Source organism: Roseateles oligotrophus (assembly GCF_014204525.1).
Taxonomy (GTDB): Bacteria; Pseudomonadota; Gammaproteobacteria; order Burkholderiales; family Burkholderiaceae_C; genus Paucibacter_A; species Paucibacter_A oligotrophus_A.
On sequence record NZ_JACHLP010000007.1, the window covers coordinates 210,678 to 229,400 of the forward strand.

Annotated in this window: 19 protein-coding genes; 12 read left to right on the forward strand and 7 right to left on the reverse strand. The window is 67.1% G+C overall.

The window, feature by feature from the left end; translation table 11 throughout:
- Positions 1 to 2: 2 nt before the first annotated feature.
- The 4 genes from HNP55_RS17870 to hpaR form a co-directional block, all read right to left on the reverse strand.
- The gene (locus tag HNP55_RS17870) at positions 3 to 806 is read right to left on the reverse strand and encodes a MoaF C-terminal domain-containing protein (RefSeq protein ID WP_184302446.1); all 804 of its coding nucleotides are present in this window, start codon (positions 804 to 806) and stop codon (positions 3 to 5) included.
- Between the two features lie 14 nt (positions 807 to 820).
- Positions 821 to 1,648 carry an SDR family NAD(P)-dependent oxidoreductase gene (locus HNP55_RS17875; protein WP_184302448.1) on the reverse strand — a complete coding sequence of 276 codons (828 nt, stop codon included), beginning with the start codon at positions 1,646 to 1,648 and terminating at the stop codon, positions 821 to 823.
- 28 nt (positions 1,649 to 1,676) lie between these two features.
- Positions 1,677 to 3,281, reverse strand: a complete 1,605-nt coding sequence (locus HNP55_RS17880; protein WP_184302450.1) for a GMC family oxidoreductase — start codon at positions 3,279 to 3,281, stop codon at positions 1,677 to 1,679.
- Between the two features lie 90 nt (positions 3,282 to 3,371).
- On the reverse strand, positions 3,372 to 3,923 hold the full coding sequence (gene hpaR, locus HNP55_RS17885) for a homoprotocatechuate degradation operon regulator HpaR (RefSeq protein ID WP_184302451.1): 552 nt from the start codon (positions 3,921 to 3,923) through the stop codon (positions 3,372 to 3,374).
- Positions 3,924 to 3,956: 33 nt separating this feature from the next.
- Here hpaR and HNP55_RS17890 point away from each other — a divergent pair, with 33 nt between their 5' ends.
- From HNP55_RS17890 to HNP55_RS17945, 12 genes are all read left to right on the forward strand, one after another.
- Positions 3,957 to 4,697, forward strand: coding sequence for a fumarylacetoacetate hydrolase family protein (locus HNP55_RS17890; RefSeq protein ID WP_184302453.1), 741 nt, complete (start codon positions 3,957 to 3,959; stop codon positions 4,695 to 4,697).
- Complete coding sequence (locus HNP55_RS17895; RefSeq protein WP_184302455.1) at positions 4,694 to 5,476, forward strand: fumarylacetoacetate hydrolase family protein; 783 nt, start codon at positions 4,694 to 4,696, stop codon at positions 5,474 to 5,476. Before HNP55_RS17890 ends, HNP55_RS17895 begins: the two co-directional genes overlap by 4 nt.
- Positions 5,464 to 6,918: a 5-carboxymethyl-2-hydroxymuconate semialdehyde dehydrogenase gene (gene hpaE, locus HNP55_RS17900; RefSeq protein ID WP_184302457.1), complete on the forward strand. Its 1,455-nt coding sequence runs from the start codon at positions 5,464 to 5,466 to the stop codon at positions 6,916 to 6,918. Before HNP55_RS17895 ends, hpaE begins: the two co-directional genes overlap by 13 nt.
- Before the next feature lie 17 nt (positions 6,919 to 6,935).
- Positions 6,936 to 7,832: a 3,4-dihydroxyphenylacetate 2,3-dioxygenase gene (gene hpaD, locus HNP55_RS17905; RefSeq protein WP_184302458.1), complete on the forward strand. Its 897-nt coding sequence runs from the start codon at positions 6,936 to 6,938 to the stop codon at positions 7,830 to 7,832.
- Between the two features lie 3 nt (positions 7,833 to 7,835).
- Complete coding sequence (locus tag HNP55_RS17910; RefSeq protein ID WP_184302461.1) at positions 7,836 to 8,249, forward strand: 5-carboxymethyl-2-hydroxymuconate isomerase; 414 nt, start codon at positions 7,836 to 7,838, stop codon at positions 8,247 to 8,249.
- Complete coding sequence (hpaH, locus tag HNP55_RS17915; RefSeq protein WP_184302463.1) at positions 8,242 to 9,045, forward strand: 2-oxo-hept-4-ene-1,7-dioate hydratase; 804 nt, start codon at positions 8,242 to 8,244, stop codon at positions 9,043 to 9,045. Before HNP55_RS17910 ends, hpaH begins: the two co-directional genes overlap by 8 nt.
- A 16-nt stretch (positions 9,046 to 9,061) precedes the next feature.
- The gene (hpaI, locus tag HNP55_RS17920) at positions 9,062 to 9,874 is read left to right on the forward strand and encodes a 4-hydroxy-2-oxoheptanedioate aldolase (protein WP_184302466.1); all 813 of its coding nucleotides are present in this window, start codon (positions 9,062 to 9,064) and stop codon (positions 9,872 to 9,874) included.
- Positions 9,875 to 9,884: 10 nt separating this feature from the next.
- Positions 9,885 to 11,345 (forward strand): NAD-dependent succinate-semialdehyde dehydrogenase, encoded by a 1,461-nt coding sequence (locus tag HNP55_RS17925; protein WP_184302469.1) that lies wholly within the window; start codon positions 9,885 to 9,887, stop codon positions 11,343 to 11,345.
- A 186-nt stretch (positions 11,346 to 11,531) separates the two neighbouring features.
- On the forward strand, positions 11,532 to 12,494 hold the full coding sequence (locus tag HNP55_RS17930) for a helix-turn-helix domain-containing protein (RefSeq protein WP_184302471.1): 963 nt from the start codon (positions 11,532 to 11,534) through the stop codon (positions 12,492 to 12,494).
- Between the two features lie 232 nt (positions 12,495 to 12,726).
- On the forward strand, positions 12,727 to 13,716 hold the full coding sequence (dusA, locus tag HNP55_RS17935; protein ID WP_246448518.1) for a tRNA dihydrouridine(20/20a) synthase DusA: 990 nt from the start codon (positions 12,727 to 12,729) through the stop codon (positions 13,714 to 13,716).
- A 36-nt stretch (positions 13,717 to 13,752) separates the two neighbouring features.
- Entirely contained in the window at positions 13,753 to 14,340 is a 588-nt protein-coding gene (locus HNP55_RS17940) for a methylated-DNA--[protein]-cysteine S-methyltransferase (RefSeq protein ID WP_184302477.1), read from the forward strand.
- A gap of 68 nt (positions 14,341 to 14,408) precedes the next feature.
- On the forward strand, positions 14,409 to 15,692 hold the full coding sequence (locus tag HNP55_RS17945) for a DEAD/DEAH box helicase (protein ID WP_184302480.1): 1,284 nt from the start codon (positions 14,409 to 14,411) through the stop codon (positions 15,690 to 15,692).
- Here HNP55_RS17945 and HNP55_RS17950 read toward each other — a convergent pair.
- The 3 genes from HNP55_RS17950 to HNP55_RS17960 form a co-directional block, all read right to left on the reverse strand.
- Entirely contained in the window at positions 15,683 to 17,536 is a 1,854-nt protein-coding gene (locus tag HNP55_RS17950; RefSeq protein ID WP_184302483.1) for a hypothetical protein, read from the reverse strand. The genes HNP55_RS17945 and HNP55_RS17950 overlap by 10 nt on opposite strands.
- A 3-nt stretch (positions 17,537 to 17,539) precedes the next feature.
- On the reverse strand, positions 17,540 to 18,205 hold the full coding sequence (locus HNP55_RS17955) for a hypothetical protein (protein ID WP_184302486.1): 666 nt from the start codon (positions 18,203 to 18,205) through the stop codon (positions 17,540 to 17,542).
- 74 nt (positions 18,206 to 18,279) lie between these two features.
- Positions 18,280 to 18,717 carry a prepilin-type N-terminal cleavage/methylation domain-containing protein gene (locus HNP55_RS17960; RefSeq protein ID WP_184302488.1) on the reverse strand — a complete coding sequence of 146 codons (438 nt, stop codon included), beginning with the start codon at positions 18,715 to 18,717 and terminating at the stop codon, positions 18,280 to 18,282.
- Positions 18,718 to 18,723 lie beyond the last annotated feature (6 nt).

Sequence of the window (18,723 nt, forward strand, 5' to 3'; positions counted from 1 at the left end):
TTTCAGACGGGGGCCGCATCGGCCGGGTATTCGGTTCTGGAGGCCAGGCGCATGAAGGCGCCGGCGGGGTTGTTGGCGATCTCGCCGGCGCCGGTCAGGCCCAGGAATTTGCCGGTGGAGCGGCCGCTGGCGAAGTTGAAGAAGAACACCGAGGCGACCGGGATGATGAATTCGCGGAACGTGAAGATGTACTGATCCTCGTCGAACTTGTAATAGCTGGCCAGGTCCACATCGCCATGGCCGCGCTGCACGCCCACCAGGCATTGCCAGGCATAGCGGGTGGAGCTGAGATAGCTGTGTTCATAGGTGTGCTCGGGGCTGTAGGTCTGGAAGGTGCGCAGGCCTATCAGGTCGCGGCTGGGGGCCGGGACGGGGCCGCTGAGCAGGGCCGGATCATCGCCCAGGCTGCCGACCCAGAAGTCCTGCGGCACGCGCGGCTGGCCGGCGGCCTCGTCGGCGCTGATCACCCGGCAGCGCACGGCCAGCACCCGGTGGCTGCGCAGATTGACGATCAGCGTCAGCGCCTCCTGCGGCCGCGCGGCCTGCAGCAGGTCGATGAAAAAGGTGTCGGGTGCGACCTCGACGGCCTCGTAGACATCCTCCCCACTGCCGCCGCGCGCGCCTTGCTCCTGCCATTGCAGGCGGTGCAGGCTGAGGGCTTTGAGGCTCAGCCTGAAGTCGGGCAGGTTCAGCTGCAGGGTCTGGCCTATCAGGGCGGGGCTGGCCGGCAGGCGGTTGGTGGCGATGCCGCTGGCAAAGTCCTCGTAGTTCTTCCACTCGGCCGGGGCGGCTTGATTCTGTTGCATGCGGGTCTCCCGATTCAGTCTGCAAAGGCGATGGTGGGCAGGTCGACGGCGGAGGCGCCGCCGTCGACCATCAAGGAGCTGCCGGTGATCATGGCCGCGCGCCCGGATGCCAGGAAGAGCACGGCATCGGCCACCTCGGCCGCTTCGGCCGGCCGGCGCATCGGGACGTGGCGGCTGACCAGGCGGTAGGCGGCCTCGGTGTCCCTCAGCCCATGCTTTTGAATCAGCACCTGCATCTGTTCGTCCGCCATGGCGGTGCGCACCCAGCCGGGGCAGACGGCATTGACCCGCACACCGAGCGGGCCGTAGTCGCGCGCCAGCGAGCGCGTCAGGCCTAGCAGCGCATGCTTCATCGTCACATAGCCCAGCACCTCGGGGCCGGCGAAATGCCCGGCCAGGGAGGAGAGGATGACGATATTGCCGCGCCGCTTCAGCAGCTCCGGCATCAGCTCGCGGGCGCAGACGAAGGCGGTGTCCAGGTTCAGGCGCGTGGCTTGCGCCCAGCTGGCATCGTCGGTGTCCGTCAGCTTGCCCAGGCCATGGCCGCCGGCATTGGCCACCAGCACGTCGATGCCGCCGAATCGCTCGCTCGCCTGGGCCACCGCCTGACGCACATCGGCGGCGTTAGCGGCATCGCCGCTGAGCAGCAGCACATCGGCCGGAGCCAAGGCGGCCGCCATTTGCTGCAGCGGGGCTGTGCGCCGCCCCATCAGCACCAGCTTGGCGCCGGCCTCGGCCATCTGCCGGGCCACCGCCGCGCCGATGCCGGTACCGCCGCCGCTGATGAATACCACCTGGTTTTTGAAGCAGTCCTTGTCCGCTTCGTTCGTATGCTTATGCATGGGTCTTCCTCCTGTTGAGACTGGAAATTCAGGGCCTGCCCAACACGAACTCGGCGCAGCGCTCGGCGATCATGATGGCCGGCGCATTGGTGTTGGCGCTGTTGAGCGTGGGCATGACGGAGGCGTCGCAGACGCGCAGCCGCCCCACGCCGTGCACCCGCAGCTGGGGGTCGACGACGGCCATGGGGTCCACGCCCATCTTGCAGGTGCCGGCCGGGTGGTAGACGGTCTTGGCATGGCTGCGCACATGGCGCTCCAGCGTGGCGTCGTCGATCAAGGCCTCTTTGGCGGGCGCCAATTCCTCGCTGATCAGCGCCTGCAGCGCCGGTGCGCGCAGGATCTGCCGCGCCAGCTTCAGGCCCCGCATCAGGGTCTGCACATCGGCCTCGGCGCTGAGTGAGCGGGGGTCGAACAGCATCGGCGCCAGCGGATCGGGGCTGCGCAGGCGCACCGTGCCGCGCGACTGCGGCCTCAGCACGCAGGGGTTGAGCGAGATGCCGTGGCCGGCCAGGGGTTCGCGGCCCACATCGCCCACCAGCGTGGGCAGCACATGGAATTGCACATCCGGCCGGCCCGCGCCGCTGGTGTCGAAAAAGCCGCCGCTCTCCACCACGGTGGAGCTCAGCAGGCCCTGGCGGAACAGCGCGTACTGCAGGCCATGGCGCATGGCCGCCAAGCCGCGGTCCTGGCCCAGCAGGCTGATGGGATCGCGGCAGCGGCCGTAGACCGAGACCTCCAGATGATCCTGGAAGTTCTCGCCCACGCCGGGCAGATCGCGCTCGGTCGTGATGCCTAGTTTCTGCAATTGCTCGCCCGGGCCCAGGCCCGAGAGCAGCAGGATCTTGGGCGAGGCCAGGGCGCCGGCGCTGAGCAGCACCTCGCGCTGGGCCCGCAGTTCGTGGACCTGGCCTTGGGCGTCGCGGTAGCGCAGGCCGCAGGCCTGGCCGTCCTGCAGCAGGATTTTCAGCACCTGGGCGCCGGTGCGCACCGAGAGCAGCGGATTGCCCAGCACCTCGGCCAGATAGGTGGCGGCCGTGCTGCCGCGTTTGCCGTCCATGGTGGTGCTTTGGTAGAAGCCCACGCCGGCCTGGGTCTCGCCGTTGAAGTCGTCGTTATAGCTGTGGCCGACTTGCTGGGCGGCGCGCACAAAAGCCAGGCTCAGGGGGTGGCGGCAGCGCGGATCGCTGACCCGCAGCGGGCCCTCCGTGCCGTGCAGCCGGCCTGCCAGGCGTTGGTTGTTCTCGGCCTTTTTGAAGGCGGGCAGCACCTCGTCCCAGCCCCAGCCCTGCGCGCCCTGGGCGGCCCAGTCCTCGTAGTCGGCGGGCGTGCCGCGGGTGTAGACCATGGCATTGACCGAGCTGCCGCCGCCCAGGGTGCGGCCCTGGGGCACGACCATCTTGCGGCCCTGCGCAGCGGCCTGTGCTTCGCTTTCGTACAGCCAGGTGCGCTCCGTGCCTATCACCTTCACAAAGGTGGCGGGCATATGCACAAAAGGCGTGTCGTCCTTGGGGCCGGCCTCCAGCAGGCAGACCGAGCGCCCCGCCTTCACCAGCCGATGTGCCAGCACGCAACCGGCCGAGCCGGCACCTATCACCAGGTATTCAAAAGCTTGCTGCGCTTGTCTTGTCTCCATGCCTGTCCTCAGCTTTGTCTGAGGCGCAGTGTTGCTGGATCGGACCCTGCGTGTTTGCTTGAAGGGGAACGGCTGCTTGATCCTCGGTGCTCAGCGCTCTGGGTCCGTGCCGCCGTCCCCCTCGGGCGGGCTGAGCTTGTCAAGCATCTGGTCCAGCAGGCGGTAGAAGTCATCGACCAGGGGCTTGCCCACCTGGGCCTCGATGCCGGCGTAAATGGCTTCGATGGTGGGGGCCATGGCCAGGGCCTGAGCCTGGGCCTTGGGCGAGATGGACACCATCACCCGGCGCTGGTCGCTGTCGACCCGCTCGCGCAGCACCAGGCCCAGATCGTCCATGCGCGCCAGCACGCCCGCCAGGCTGGGGCTGGAGATGCCGCACAGGCGCACGATCTCGCGCGGCTCCAGCGGGCCGCGCTCCAGCAGGGCGCGCAGGATGCGCCATTGCTGCTCCGTCAGGCCTTGCTCATTGAGCAGGGGGCGGAAGCGCCCGATGACGGCTTCCCGCGCCTGCAGCAGGAGCAGGGGCAGATTGCGATGGGCGATGCCGGTCCTGGGGTTCTTTGGCGCTTGGGCGGCCTTGGGCCTGGCGCTTGCAAGAGGGGTTTGGGCGCGCTTGCCCGGTGGGATTTTTTGGCTTGACATGCTCACATCTTAGCAATTACATTGAATACTAATATGTTAGCAACTAACTCGGGGTCCGGGGCCGCCCTTGCAAGGCCCGCTCGCACGCCTTTGGCCGATTTCGGCTTTGCACCCGGCAGCTTTTCCGGCCAGGTCTACGGCGCTTTATTGAACCCCAGGCAGGCCCTGGCGGACTTGGGGGAGGCGGTGTTCGCGCCGCCGTACAAGGCGCCGCCACGGGCACCGGCGCTGTATTTCAAGCCCGTCCACACGCATTTGGCGGCGGGCCAGGCACCGCGTATCGCGCTCGGTGTCAACGGTGCCGAGGGCATGAGCCTGGGCGCCAGTCTTGGCATCGTGATCGGGCGCAGCTGCCGGCATGTCTCGGCGGACGATGCGCTCGACCATGTCGCCGGCTATGCCGCGGTGGCCGATCTCTTCGTGCCGCACCGGGACTTTTATCGGCCCTCGGTGCGATTGCGGGCGCGCGACGCGACGCTGGCCGTGGGGCGGCCCAGCCCGGCCGCACAGATTGCTGATCCGGATGCGCTGGGCTTGCGCGTCAGCATTGCGGGCCAGATCGTGTGCGAGTCCAGCACCGGCGGCATGCAGCGCGGCGTGGCGGCCTTGCTGGCCGACGTCAGCGAGTTCATGACTTTGCAGCCGGGCGATCTGCTCTTGCTGGGGACGCTGGCGCGGCCGCCGCTGCTGCGGGTGGGCCAGACCGCGCGAATCGAGATCGAGGGCCTGGCGCCGCTGGACTTGCCCGCCGCGCTGGCGGAGGAGGCGGTATGAAGGCCGCGCAGCGAAGCGGCCGTGTGGTCTATGCCGGTGCCGTCCACGCCTGCGTCCCGCATGCGCGGGGCCTGCAGCTGGAGGACGGCCGGGTGCTGGCCGAGGACGAGGTGCAGTGGCTGCCGCCTTTCGAGGTCGGCAACATCATCGCCCTGGGCCTGAACTACGCCGATCATCTGAAGGAGCTGTCGGCCGAGCTGACGGTGGGGGTCAAGGACGAACCCCTGGTCTTTTTCAAAAGCCCGGGCAGTCTGCTCGGCCACCGCGGCCGGACGGAGCGGCCCGCCGCCGTGGCCATGATGCATTACGAGTGCGAGCTGGCCGTGGTGATCGGCAAACCGGCGCGCCAGGTCAAGGCGAAGGACGCGATGGCCTGTGTGGCGGGCTACACGGTCTGCAACGACTACGCGGTGCGCGACTATCTGGAGAACTGGTACCGGCCCAATCTGCGCGTCAAGAACCGCGACGCCGCCACGGTGCTCGGCCCCTGGCTGGTGGCGGCCGAGGCCGTCGCCGATCCGCATGCCCTGGGCTTGCGCACCTTGGTCAACGGTCAGCTCAAGCAGCTCGGTACGACGGCAAATATGGTGCACCGCATCCCTGAGCTGATCGAGTACCTGTCCGCCTTCATGACCCTCTCGCCGGGCGATGTGATCCTGACCGGCACGCCCGAGGGCGTGGTGAATGTGCAGGCCGGCGACCAGGTGCTGTGCGAGATCGAGCAGATCGGCCGCCTGGCCAACACCCTTTCTCTGGAGACGACGAGATGCCCCACATAAGCCATCTGATCAACGGCCGCAGCGTCGCGAGCGAACGCACTTTTGAGACCCTCAATCCCGCCACCCAGGAGGTACTGGCCGAGGTGGCGCGTGGCGGCGAGGCCGAGGTGCAGGCCGCGGTGGCGGCGGCCAAGGCCGCCTTTCCGGCCTGGGCCGGCCTGGCCCCCAGCGAGCGCGCCCGCCTGCTACGCCGCCTGGGCGAGCTGATCGCCCAGCATGTGCCCGAGATCGCCGCCACCGAGACCCGCGACGCCGGCCAGGTCATCAGCCAGACGGCCAAGCAGCTGATCCCACGCGCGGCCGACAACTTCCATTTCTTCGCCGAGATGTGCAGCCGGGTCGACGGCCACACCTATCCCACGCCCAGCCATCTGAACTACACCTTATTCCATCCGGTGGGCGTCTGCGCCCTGATCAGCCCCTGGAACGTGCCCTTCATGACCGCCACCTGGAAGGTCGCACCCTGCCTGGCTTTCGGCAATACGGCGGTGCTGAAGATGAGCGAGCTCTCGCCCCTGAGCGCCGCCCGCCTGGGCGAGCTGGCCCTGGAGGCGGGCATCCCGCCCGGCGTGCTGAACATCGTCCATGGCTATGGCCAGGAGGCCGGCGAGCCCCTGGTGCGCCATCCTGACGTGCGGGCCATCTCGTTCACCGGCTCGACGCTGACGGGCCAACGCATCGTGCAGGCGGCCGGGCTGAAGAAGTTCAGCATGGAGCTGGGCGGCAAAAGCCCCTTCGTCATCTTCGAGGACGCCGATTTCGAGCGCGCCCTGGACGCGGCGATCTTCATGATCTTCTCCAATAACGGCGAGCGCTGCACCGCCGGCAGCCGCATCCTGGTGCAGCAGTCCCTCTACGCCCGCTTTGTCGAGCGCTTTGCCGAGCGGGCCCAGGCCCTGGCGCTGGGCGACCCCCTGGACGAGAAAACCATCATCGGCCCCATGATCAGCGCCGCCCACCTGGCCAAGGTCAGGCATTACATCGAGCTGGGCCAGCAGGAGGGCGCGCGCCTGGTCTGCGGCGGCAGCGAGGCGCCGGAACTGGGCGGCGCCCTGGCACGCGGCAATTTCGTCAAGCCCACCGTGTTTGCCGATGTGGACAACCGCATGGCCATCGCCCAGGAGGAGATCTTCGGCCCGGTCGCCTGCCTGATCCCTTTCCGGGACGAGGCCCATGCGGTGGCGCTCAGCAATGACACTGCCTACGGCCTGTCCAGCTATGTCTGGACCGAGAACATCGGCCGCGCCCACCGCGTGGCGGCCCAGATCGAGGCCGGCATGTGCTTCGTCAACAGCCAGAACGTGCGCGATCTGCGCCAGCCCTTTGGCGGCACCAAGGCCAGCGGCACCGGCCGCGAGGGCGGCAGCTGGAGTTACGAGGTTTTTCTGGAGCCCAAAAACATCTGCGTGTCCCTGGGCGCGCACCACATCCCGCACTGGTAAGCAAGGAGGAAAAGCAAATGGGCACGCTATCACTCGCCGCCAAGATCACCCATGTGCCGTCCATGTATCTGTCGGAGCTGGACGGCCCGCACAAGGGCTGCCGCGCCGCCGCCATCGAGGGCCACCGCATCATCGGCCAGCGCTGCCGCGCGCTGGGGGTGGACACCCTGGTCGTGTTCGACACCCACTGGCTGGTCAACTCGGGCTATCACATCAATAACGCGGCGCATTTCAAGGGGCTGTACACCAGCAATGAGCTGCCGCACTTCATCAAGAACCTGCCCTATGAATACCCGGGCAACCCGGCCCTGGGCGAGCTGCTGGCGGCCGCCGCCAGCGCGGCCGGCGTGCGCACCCGCGCCCATGCCGACACCAGCCTGAGCCTGGAGTACGGCACCCTGGTGCCCATGCGCTATATGAACGAGGACCAGCACTTCAAGGTGCTCTCGGTCTCGGCCCTGTGCACCGTGCACTCCCTGGCCGATAGCGCCCGCCTGGGCCGCGCCATGCGCGAGGCGGTGGAGCGGGACTACGCCGGCCGGGTGGCCTTTCTGGCCAGCGGCTCGCTGAGCCATCGCTTTGCCCAGAACGGCGTGTCCGAGCAGTTCCTGCACAAATGCTGGAGCCCGTTTCTGGAGCAGATGGACCACGAGGTGGTCGCGATGTGGCAGCGCGGCGACTGGGCCACCTTCTGCGCCATGCTGCCGGAGTACGCCGAGAAGTGCCATGGCGAGGGCTTTATGCACGACACCGCCATGCTGCTGGGCGCGCTGGGCTGGGAGCAGTACCGCGGCCATGCCGAGGTGGTGACGCCTTACTTCCCCAGCTCGGGCACGGGCCAGATCAATGCCTTGCTGCCGGTCCAGCCCTTGCAGGCGCGGCCTGCCGGCGCGGCGCTCGATGCGGGAGCCTGAGCCATGCCCCATCTGCACATCCTCTACAGCCCCGCCCTGGGGCAGGCTTGCGAGCTGCAGCAGCTCTGCAAGGAGCTGGCCCTGGCCATGCAAGCGCAAAGCGATGAGGCGGGCCAAGCCGTCTTTCCCTTGGGCGGCATCCGCGTGTTCGCCTTGGCCGCCAGCCATGCGGCGGTGGCCGATGCCCAGCCCGGGCGCGACTTCGCCTATCTGCATCTGCGCATGGGCCGGGGCCGCAGCGCCGCCGTCCACGCCCAGGTGGGCGAGGCCCTGGCGGCCGTTGCCAAAGCCTTTTTCGCCCCCTTGCTGGCCAGCCGGCCGTTGGGCCTGACGCTGCAGATCGACGAGGGCGCCGAGGTCTTCGACGCCAAGTTCGGCAATCTGCACGATTTGTTCAAGAAAGCCCCCCATGCTTGACGCCGCCGCCATTCAAGCCCTGGCCCTGGAGCTGCAGACCGCCCGCCGCGAGCGCCGCCAGCTGCGCCATTTCTCCCTGCGTTTTCCGCAGATGAGCATCGAGGACGGCTATGCCATCCAGCGCGCCTGGGTGGGCTTGGAGCTGAAGGCCGGCCGGCGCATCAGGGGCCGCAAGATCGGCCTGACCTCACGCGCCATGCAGCAAGCCAGCCAGATCAGCGAGCCGGACTACGCGCCGCTGATGGACGATATGTTTTTTGAATCGGGCGGCGATATCGAGCTCAAGCACTTCATCGCGCCGCGGGTCGAGGTGGAGCTGGCTTTTGTGCTGGGCAAGCCCGTTCAGGGCCCGGGCGCCACGCTGTGCGAGGTGCTGGCGGCCACCGATTACGTCTGCCCGGCGCTGGAGATCATCGACGCCCGCATCGAGCAGTTCGACCGCGAGAGCAAGGCGCCGCGCAAGGTCTTCGACACCATCAGCGACTTTGCCGCCAACGCCGGCATCGTGCTGGGCGGCCGACCGGTCAAGCCCGATGCACTGGACCTGCGCTGGGTGGGCGCTCTGCTGTTCAAGAACGGCGTGATCGAAGAGACCGGCCTGGCCGCCGGCGTGCTGGGCCATCCGGCCCATGGCGTGGCCTGGCTGGCCAACAAGATCGCGCCCTACGAGGAAGGGCTGAACGCCGGCGATGTGGTGCTGGCGGGCTCTTTTACCCGGCCGGTGACGGGGGCGGCGGGCGATGTTTTCCATGCCGACTACGGGCCGCTGGGCAGTATTGCCTTTCGTTTTGTCTGAACCAGGAGCCCTCTGCATGGAGATGCCAACAAACCGGTTCTTGCGGGCCCTGCGCGCCGGCCAGACCCAGATCGGCCTCTGGGTGGGCCTGGCCGATGCCAATGCGGCCGAGCTGCTGGCCGGCTGCGGCTTCGACTGGCTGCTGCTGGACGGCGAGCATGCGCCCAATGACCCGCGCTCGGTGCTGAGCCAGCTGCGCGCGCTGGCGCCTTACCCGGTCTCGCCCATCGTGCGGCCGGTGCAGGGCGATGTGGCCTTGATCAAGCAATACCTGGATCTGGGCGCGCAGACCTTGCTGATCCCCATGGTGGACACGGCCGAGCAGGCGGCGCTGATGGTGCGCGCCATGCTTTACCCGCCGCAGGGCCTGCGCGGCCTGGGTGCGGCGCTGGCGCGGGCCTCGCGCTGGAACCAGGTCGAGGGCTATCTGGACCAGGCCAATCAGCAGATGTGCCTGCTGGTGCAGGCCGAGACGGTGCAGGCCATGGCCAATCTCGCCGCGATCGCGGCCGTGCCTGGCGTGGACGGCGTGTTCTTCGGCCCCGCCGATCTCTCGGCCTCCATGGGCCATCGCGGCCGGCCCGGCCATCCGGAGGTGCAGCGCGCCTTGCTGGACGGCATCGCCACGGTGCGCGCGGCCGGCAAGGCGGCCGGCATCCTGAGCGCCGACCCGGCCCAGGCACAAAGCTATCTGGACGCCGGCGCCTCCTTCGTCGCCGTGGGCGTGGACACCAGCCTGCTGGTCAAGGCGGCCACGGCCCTGGCGGGCCAGTTCAAGCCGGCCGGGCCGAACGCGGCGCCGGCCCGCTCTTCCCACAGCCCTTACTGATCGTTTCACGATGAATCCTCTGCAATTGCAAGACCCCGGCCTGCTCAAGACCGGCCTGTTCATTGACGGCCAATGGTTGGCGGCCGATAGCGGCCAGACCCAGAGCGTGAACAATCCCGCCACGCGGGCCGCCATCGCCCAAGTGCCATATGCCGGCGCGGCCGAGACCGAAAAAGCCATCCAGGCCGCCGCCAAAGCCCTGCCGGCCTGGCGCGCGCAGACCGCCGAAGCGCGCGCCCAGCTGCTGCAACGCTGGCATGCCCTGATGCTGCAGCACCAGGAGGACCTGGCCCTGTTGATGAGCGCCGAGCAGGGCAAGCCGCTGGCCGAGGCGCGTGGCGAGATCGCCTATGCCGCCAGCTATATCGAGTGGTTTGCCGAGGAGGCGAGGCGGGTCTACGGCGACATCATCCCCAGCCCCTGGGGCGATAAACGCATCCTGGTCACGCGCGAGCCGGTGGGCGTGTGCGCCGCCATCACGCCCTGGAACTTCCCCTCGGCCATGATCACCCGCAAGGCCGCTCCGGCGCTGGCCGCGGGCTGCACCCTCATCATCAAGCCCGCCCTGCAGACGCCGCTATCGGCCCTGGCCATGGCGGAGCTGGCCCAGCGCGCGGGCCTGCCCGCCGGTGTGCTGAATGTGGTCTGCGGCGCTGCGCGCGAGATCGGGGCGGCGCTTTGCGCCAGCCCGGTGGTGCGCAAGCTCAGCTTCACCGGTTCCACCGAGGTGGGCCGCAGCCTGGCCGCCCAATGCGCGCCGAGCTTGAAAAAGCTGTCACTGGAATTGGGTGGTAATGCGCCCTTCATCGTCTTCGACGACGCCGATTTGGATGCCGCCGTGCAGGGCGCCATGGCCAGCAAGTTCCGCAACAGCGGCCAGACCTGTGTCTGCGCCAATCGCCTGCTGGTGCAGGCCGGCGTCTACGAGGCCTTTGCCGCCAAGCTGGCCCAGGCCATGGCCCAGTTGCAGGTCGGCGAAGGCCGGCAAGCGGGCGTCACCCAGGGCCCGCTGATCGACGAGCCTGCCTTGCTCAAGGTCGAAGCCCTGGTGGCCGATGCCCTGGCGCGGGGCGCAAGCCTGCTGCTGGGCGGCAAGCGGCATGCGCTGGGTGGAAGCTTTTATCAGCCGACCCTGCTCACCGGCGTCACCCCGCAGATGCGCCTGGCCAAGGAGGAAATCTTCGGCCCGGTGGCGCCGCTGTTCCGCTTCGAGACCGAGGTCGAGGCCATCGCCATGGCCAATGACAGCGAGTTCGGCCTGGCCGCCTACTTTTTCTCGCGCGATATCGGCCGGGTCTGGCGGGTGGCGGGCGCCATCCAGGCGGGCATGGTGGGGATCAATACCGGCCTGATTTCAACGGCGGTCGCGCCCTTTGGCGGCGTCAAGCAATCCGGCATGGGGCGCGAAGGTTCCTTCCTGGGCATTCAGGAATATGTGGACAGCAAATACCTGTGCATCAGCGAATCCTGAAACCGGCTCGGACATGATGCGCTGCCCGGTCTTGGCGAGAACGCGGGGTAGCTCGCGTATTCCCTCATGAGCCGGCCGGGGTGCCTGCACTAGTATTGCTAATATCTGAGTGTTTTGCCGCGCCCGGCGCGTGCAAAGTGTGTGTGGCCCTTGGCGCAGGCAAAACGGCCATGGAGCAAGGCAGCGATGGATCATTCTGACTTCACAACGCGGGGCGAACACCGTGCGGACCGCGCCGCGGCCTGGGGCCGCATCAATGCCCATTACTTTGGCAATCTGGCCGTGGATCGTCTGGAAGATCCGGAGTTGGAGGCCGATATCTCGGCCTTTGATGTGGGCCCCTTGCGCATGTTGCGCATCCATGCGCCGGCGCATCGGGTCCGGCGTTGCGGCAGCGTCACCGAGCTGCCCATGGATTCGCTCTACAAACTGGTGCTGCAATTGCAAGGCCATGCCGAGATCCAGCAGGGCGAGCGCGCCTTCACGCTGCACCCGGGCGACTGGAGTTTTTACGACCCGCGCGTGCCCTATTCGGTGACCAATTTCGAGCGCATGGACCTGCTGGTGGTGCAGGTGCCGCGCGAGCAGTTGCGCGGCTTCAAGGTGCCCAGCCTGCATACCTGCGAGGCGAGCAGCAGCAATGCCCAAGGTCTGTACGCTGTATTGAGCTCATTCCTTCGCTCACTGGCCGGTCAGCTGCCGGCGCTGCCCAATGGTGTGGGCCAGCCGCTCAGCGAGACCGTTATCGGCCTGCTGGCCTCCACCATGGCCGCCCACCAAAGCGAGGCCAGCGAACATGCCACTTTGCCCAGCGTGCTGCGGGCGCGGGTCAAGCAGTATGTGCATGCTCATCTGGCCGAGGTCGACCTCAGCATCGACCGCATCGCCCTGGCCATGCGCTGCTCCAAGCGCTATCTGCACCGGGTCTTTGAGGACGAGAGCATTTCCATCGACCGCTATATCTGGCAGGCCCGGCTGGAACGCTGCCATCAGGAGCTGAGTGAGCGGGCCGCTGCCAAACCGATGATTTCCCAGGTCGCATTTGCCTGGGGTTTCAATAGCAGCGCGCATTTCTGCCGCATGTACAAAAAGCATTTTGGCGAGGCGCCCAGCGAGTTTCAGCGCCGCCGCGTGCAAGCCGAGCTTTGACGCGCAGTCCGGCGGGCCCGCTCCAGCAGGGGCGGCTCTTGCAGTGCCCGCATGCGAGAATCGGCCCCATAGATCGGTGCAATATCTGTGTTTTGTTGCACCGATTATTGCGTCCAGGTCCCGCTAAGGGCAGTAAAGCGAGCAAATGAGCGAGAACGAGACAGGCGCGAACGGCGCGGATTCCATCGATAAACAGGCCTCTCACGGGCGCTGGCGTCTGAGCGTCGCGCCGATGCTGGACTGGACGGACAAGCACTGCAGAACCTTTCACCGACTCCTGACCCGCCAAACCCTGCTCTATACCGAGATGGTGACGACCGGGGCCTTGCTGCATGGCGACAAGCCGCGCCATCTGGATTTCAACGAGGTCGAGCACCCGGTGGCCTTGCAGTTGGGGGGCTCGGAGCCGGCCGATCTGGCGGCTTGCGCCAAGCTGGCCGAGCAATGGGGTTATGACGAGGTCAATCTGAACTGCGGCTGCCCCAGCGAGCGGGTGCAGCGCGGCGCGTTTGGCGCCTGCCTGATGGCCGAGCCCGGCCTGGTGGCCGATGGCGTCAAGGCCATGCGCGATGCGGTCAGCATTCCGATCACGGTCAAGCATCGCATCGGCATCGACAAGATCGAGAGCTACGGCTTTGTGCGGGACTTCGTCGGCCAGATCGCCGCGGCCGGCTGCGAGGTCTTTATCGTCCATGCCCGCAACGCCTGGCTGCAAGGGCTCTCGCCCAAGGAGAACCGCGAGGTGCCGCCGCTGCGCTATGAGCTGGTCCATCAGCTCAAGCGCGAGTTCCCGCAGCTGACCATCGTGCTCAACGGTGGCATCAAGAGCGATGACGAAATCGCCGAGCAGCTTCAGCATGTGGACGGCGTGATGGTGGGCCGCCAGGCCTATCACGAGCCCTGGCAGATGGCGGGCTGGGATCAGCGCTTCTTCGGCACGGCGGGGCCGGCGCAGAGCCGCGAACAGGTGGAGGCCGATTGGTTGCTGTATCTGGAGCAGCAGGTCGCCTCGGGCCGGCCCTGGACCCAGGCCATGCGCCATGCCCTGGGCCTGTGGAATGGCCAGGCGGGTTCGCGGCGCTGGCGGCAGATCTGGTCCGATCATCAGTACAAGGCCATGGATGTGCGGGCGGTGGCGCGCCTGGCCAGCCAGTCGCGCAGCGGCATCGCGGCCCAGGTGGAGGCGCATGAGGCCCGGCACCAGGCCGCGGCCTTGCTCTGAAAGAGTCAACACCCATCCAAGCAGAGGCTCGCGCGCATGAATCCCAACGAGTCGGTCTTCTTCCATTGCTACAGCACGGCCTTGGGCGTTTGCGCGATTGCCTGGGGGCCGCGCGGCATTTGCGGCTCGCAGCTACCGGAAGAAAGTGAAGGCGCGACGCGCGACCGCATGCGAGTGCGCTTCCCCGCGGCGCGCGAGAGCGAGCAATTGCCGGCGGATGTCTTGCATGCGATCCGCGGTGTGCGCCGCTTGCTGGCCGGCGAGACGGCCGATGCGGGCGAGTTGCTCAGCCTGGTGCTGGACGAACGCGGCCTGGCCGAGTTTGATGCCCAGGTCTTGGCCCTGACGCGGCGCATCCCCGTCGGCCAGACCTTGAGCTACGGCGAGATCGCCAGCCGTTTGGGCCGGCCCGCTGCGGCCCGCGCCGTCGGCCGGGCCGAGGGCCACAACCCGTTTGCGCCCATCGTGCCCTGCCACCGCGTGCTGGCCGCGCGAGGCGGTTTCAACCAGGGGCAGGGCGGCTTCTCCGCCTTTGGTGGGGTGCAGACCAAGCAGCGCCTGCTGGCCATCGAGGCGCGCGCCAGCGGCCAGGCCGTGGCCGAGCAGCAGGGCTTGTTCGATTGAATCCGGCCTGGATCCATGGCCGCGGCCACGGCGGGCCGTAAAATCGCCCCCTCACTTTTAGGCCTTGCATGTCATTCGCTACCCTGGGCCTGTCGCCCGCCTTGCTGCGCGCCGTGCGCGAACAAGGCTACCACGCTCCCACCGCCATTCAGAGCGCCGCCATTCCGCTGATTCTTGAGGGGCGCGATGTGCTGGGCCTGGCTCAGACCGGTTCGGGCAAGACGGCGGCCTACACCTTGCCCTTGCTGCAAAACGTCTTGCGGCAGCGCTTCGAGCAAAAAGCGCCGCAGCGCCTGGCCTTGGCCCTGATCCTGGTGCCCACGCGCGAGTTGGCGCTGCAGGTGGGTGAAAGCCTGAGTGAGCTGGCCCGTGCACTGGCCCAGCCGCTGAAGATCTCGGTCGCTTTTGGCGGCGTCTCCATCAATCCGCAGATGATGGCGCTGCGGGGCGGCACCGATGTGGTGGTGGCCACGCCGGGCCGCCTGCTCGACCTGCTGGAACACCGTGCCTTGAGCTTGGGCGCCGTCAACCATCTGGTGCTGGACGAGGCCGACCGTCTGCTGGATCTGGGCTTTAGCGAGGAGTTGCAGGCCGTGTTGGCCAAGCTGCCCGCGCGGCGGCAAAACCTGTTCTTCTCGGCCACCTTCCCGCTAGCGGTGGAGCGCCTGGCGGCGGGCTTGTTGCGCAATCCCGCGCGGGTCGAGCTCGCCGCGGAGCCGCAGCGCGCGGCCGCCATCACCCAGCGCGCCCTGGTGGTGGACGAGAGTCGCCGCACGCCCTTGCTGCGCCATCTGCTGGCCCAGGAGGGCTGGCCCCGTGTGCTGGTGTTTGTGGCGAGCAGATACGCGACCGAACATGTGTCGGACAAGCTCTGGAAGGCCGGCATCAAGGCCGCCGCCCTGCATGGCGAGCTGAGTCAGGGCGGGCGTACGCGGGTGCTGGAAGCCCTGAAGAACTCCGAAGTGCAGGTGCTGGTGGCCACCGATGTGGCGGCGCGCGGCCTGGACATTCCCAATCTGCCGGTGGTGCTCAATTACGATCTGCCGCGCTCGGCCACCGACTACACCCACCGCATCGGCCGCACCGGCCGGGCCGGTGAGTCGGGCCTGGCCCTGAGCTTCATCAGCGGCCAGCTGAGCAATGGCGAGGCGCATTTCCGCCTGATCGAAAAGCGCCAGGGCCAGCGCGTGCCGCGCGAGCAAATTGCCGGCTTCGAGCCCAGCAGTCTTGCCTTGGCCGAGGCCGAAAGAAGCGGCAATGGCGGCGTGAAGGGCCGGCGCAAGAGCAAGAAGGACAAGCTGCGGGAGGCCGCCGCGCTTGCGGCGGTGTCAGCCCCGGATATTCAGCGGTAGCGCGACCAGAGCAGGGTGACTGCGGCGGGAATATGGATGTCCTGGCCGCCACCCGGGGTGTAGCTGGCGGGGAGGTTGTTCATATCGAGGCGGGTGCTGGCACCCAGCTTGCTGCCGCCGATATAAGTGCCCAGATCAGCGGCGGCGATATAGCCGTGGATGACGGTGCTGCCGCTGCTCTCCAGCACGTCGCCGGCCAGCACGTCTCCAAAGACCTCGACATTGGCCCCCAGGCTGATCTTGCCGCCGCGGAAGCTGCCGTTCAGCAAGCCCCCCGAACCCAAGCAGATATTGCCCACGCTCTGGGGCTTCAATGTGGCCTGGCCCGGGACGCAGAAATTGCTGGGCAGGGTGCGGGCATAACGGCTGCCGTTGCAGATCCGGGCGTAGTCCGCAAAATTGACCGCGTAGCTGCGGTGGTTGCCCTGGGTGCTGATATTGCCCGTAGCGATCCAGGAGTTGTAGTAGACGCCGTTGCCTGCCACCAGATTGCCGTCGAACCAGAGCACGCCTGGCGCCATGGCGCCGTCGCTGATATTGCTGCTGATGCTCCATGTGTTGCTGCCGTTGTCATAGGCAAAGCAGGAGTTGTTGGCCGAACTGCCGGTGCAGATTTTGGCCACGCAGCTGTTGGCGTTGTAGCTATTGCTTTTGCACAAATAGTCTTGATTGCTGCCCTCGCCGACGAGGAAGTAGGCCCCGTCAGGGATGCCGGTGACCGAGCGCACGCTGACCTTGGTGGCGCCGTTGACACGCTCGAACACATAGTTGGCCACGGCCTTGTAGGGGTAGGCATCGAAGGTGGGCGCCGTGATGGTTTCTGCCGTCAGCAAGGGGAGATTGACTTGCAGGCCGGGGCTGCGCGTCATGTTCACCATGGCGCCGCCGGTGCCGGTCAGCGCTCCGCCATAGTTGCCGCTGGCCACGCTGCCCCAGCCGTTTTTCTGGTAGTCGCCTTGGACCTGGGCGTTGCCACTGATTTCGGCGCCTTTGTGATCCACATAGGCCTTGGTCATCAGATTTGTGACCCTGGCGGCACCGGCCAGGGTGACGGGACCGATGGACTTGAGATCGATGACGGTATTGCTGCTCAGCGAGGTCGCCGCATTGCTGTAACTGGCTTTGACGCTCACGCCACCGGACAGCTTGATATCCCCCATGGCCTGCAGCTTGTTGTAGTCCCCGCTGCCCGAGAGGGCGATGGAACTTTCGGAGAACAGCGTGCCGTTGGAGGTGCTGCCCTGCAACTCAATCGCGCCTTTGGCGTACAGGAATTCGATGCCGCTGATGCTGCCGCCACCCGTGACCTTGCCGTCCACGACCACACGGGCTCGGCCATCGCCGCCCACCACCTCGATATTGCCGCCCAGCCCCAGATCTCCTTTGATATTGATGGCCGCCTTGGGCCCTGGGTTGTGAGCCTTGCCGGGCTTGACGCAGTAGCTGGTGGCCAGCAGGGCGCTGGCGCCGGCGCTGCTGCCGACGATGTCGAAGGCCAGCATCTTGCCCCCCGGGCAGTTGAGCGCATCATCACTGGGGGCCTGGCTCAGGGTCGCGGTGACATCGTCCAGACCGGTGAATGTGGCGGGCGAGTTCAGGGCCAGCTTGCTGAGATCGTTGGCATTGACTTGCAACAGGTACTGGCGCAGGACTTCGGCGCCGTTCCAGGCCTTCAGCTGGGCCTGTGTCAAGGCGTGCACGGTGGTGGATTGCGACTGCAGGCCGCGCACATAAGAGATCGCGCCGAACACCATGCCGCCCAGGGACAGGCCGGTCAGCAGAATGAAGAGCAGGGTAGAGACGCCGCGCTGCTGCGCGCGCGTGGAGGGCAGGGGTCGGTGCATGGTTCAGGCTGGGAAGTTGGCCAGGCAGCTGGTATAGGTATTGCTGCTGCCCGGCACGCTGCCGGCATAGCTCAGTTGCACGCTGAGCGAGGCGGCGGGCGGGCTGTAAGTGCTGATGGCTTCGGGCAGGCCGCCAAAGGGCCAGCAATTGCTGCCGGACTGGGCGCTCAGGCCTATGGCCTGTTGCATGACGGACGCTTCAACCAAGGTGTGCCGCTCCCAGGCGATCTTGCCCCACTGGGTGGCCAGGGGTTCGCAGGCGGTGCTCGACCTCAGGAGGTAGAAGGCCTTGCTGACCGCGTCGGAGTAGAGCGCCTGGCAGCGCGGGCTGCTCAGCGCTGGCGAGGGATTGTCGTCGTAGATCCAGACCAGGGCATTGCCCGACTGCAGCACATTGCCAATCGCCGTCGGCGTTCCGCGCAGGCTCTTGCCGTCCTGGCTGAGACTGGCGTCTTTCAGGAGCAGCAAATGGCTGCCGGCGCTTGGGGCGCTGATGCCGTAGCCGGCGGCTTGCAAAGCCATCTGCGCGCTCATCAAGCCGGAGGCCAGTTGGCCGTCTTGCACGGCGCTCTTGAGCAAACCCTGCTCGCCAAAGACCGTCTTGACGGTGCTGCGATACAGCGTGCTTGCCGCCAGGATGGTCAGCATGGAAATGAGCAAGCCCACCATCAGCCCGATCAGGCTGAGGCCTTGTTGGTGGTGTTGGGGGTGTGTTCTCTTCGGTATCGGGTGGCTGCGCATCATCAGTTCTTCAACAGCAGGGTGCCGGGACCGAAAAGGGTCTGGGCCTCGAGTTCGTAGCGCACCTGGGCCATGGTGGTGGTCTTGCTGATGCCGGCCATATCCACGGTGACGGTCTTGATGGTGCAGGCTTTGCTCAGGCCGCTGAGGTCGACGCTTTCGACGATGGGCTCGGCGTTGCGGGTGAGCTTGTTGCTGCCGCTGCTCGGGCAGCCATCGGCCAAGCCCCGGCCTTGCAAGTCGGCCCGGATGGTTTGCACGGCGAGGCTTTGTGCCTTCTGGTACTTCTGCGCCACCAGGCTGCGGCCCAGGGCGTAGACCAGACCCAGGCCCACGATGGCCAGCAAGACCATGGACACGAGGGCTTCGATCAGGGCGATGCCGCGCTGTGCTTGCGGCCTGCGCAGGGGGGCTTGATAGTGCTGCCGGGTCTTTGCCATAGGGTG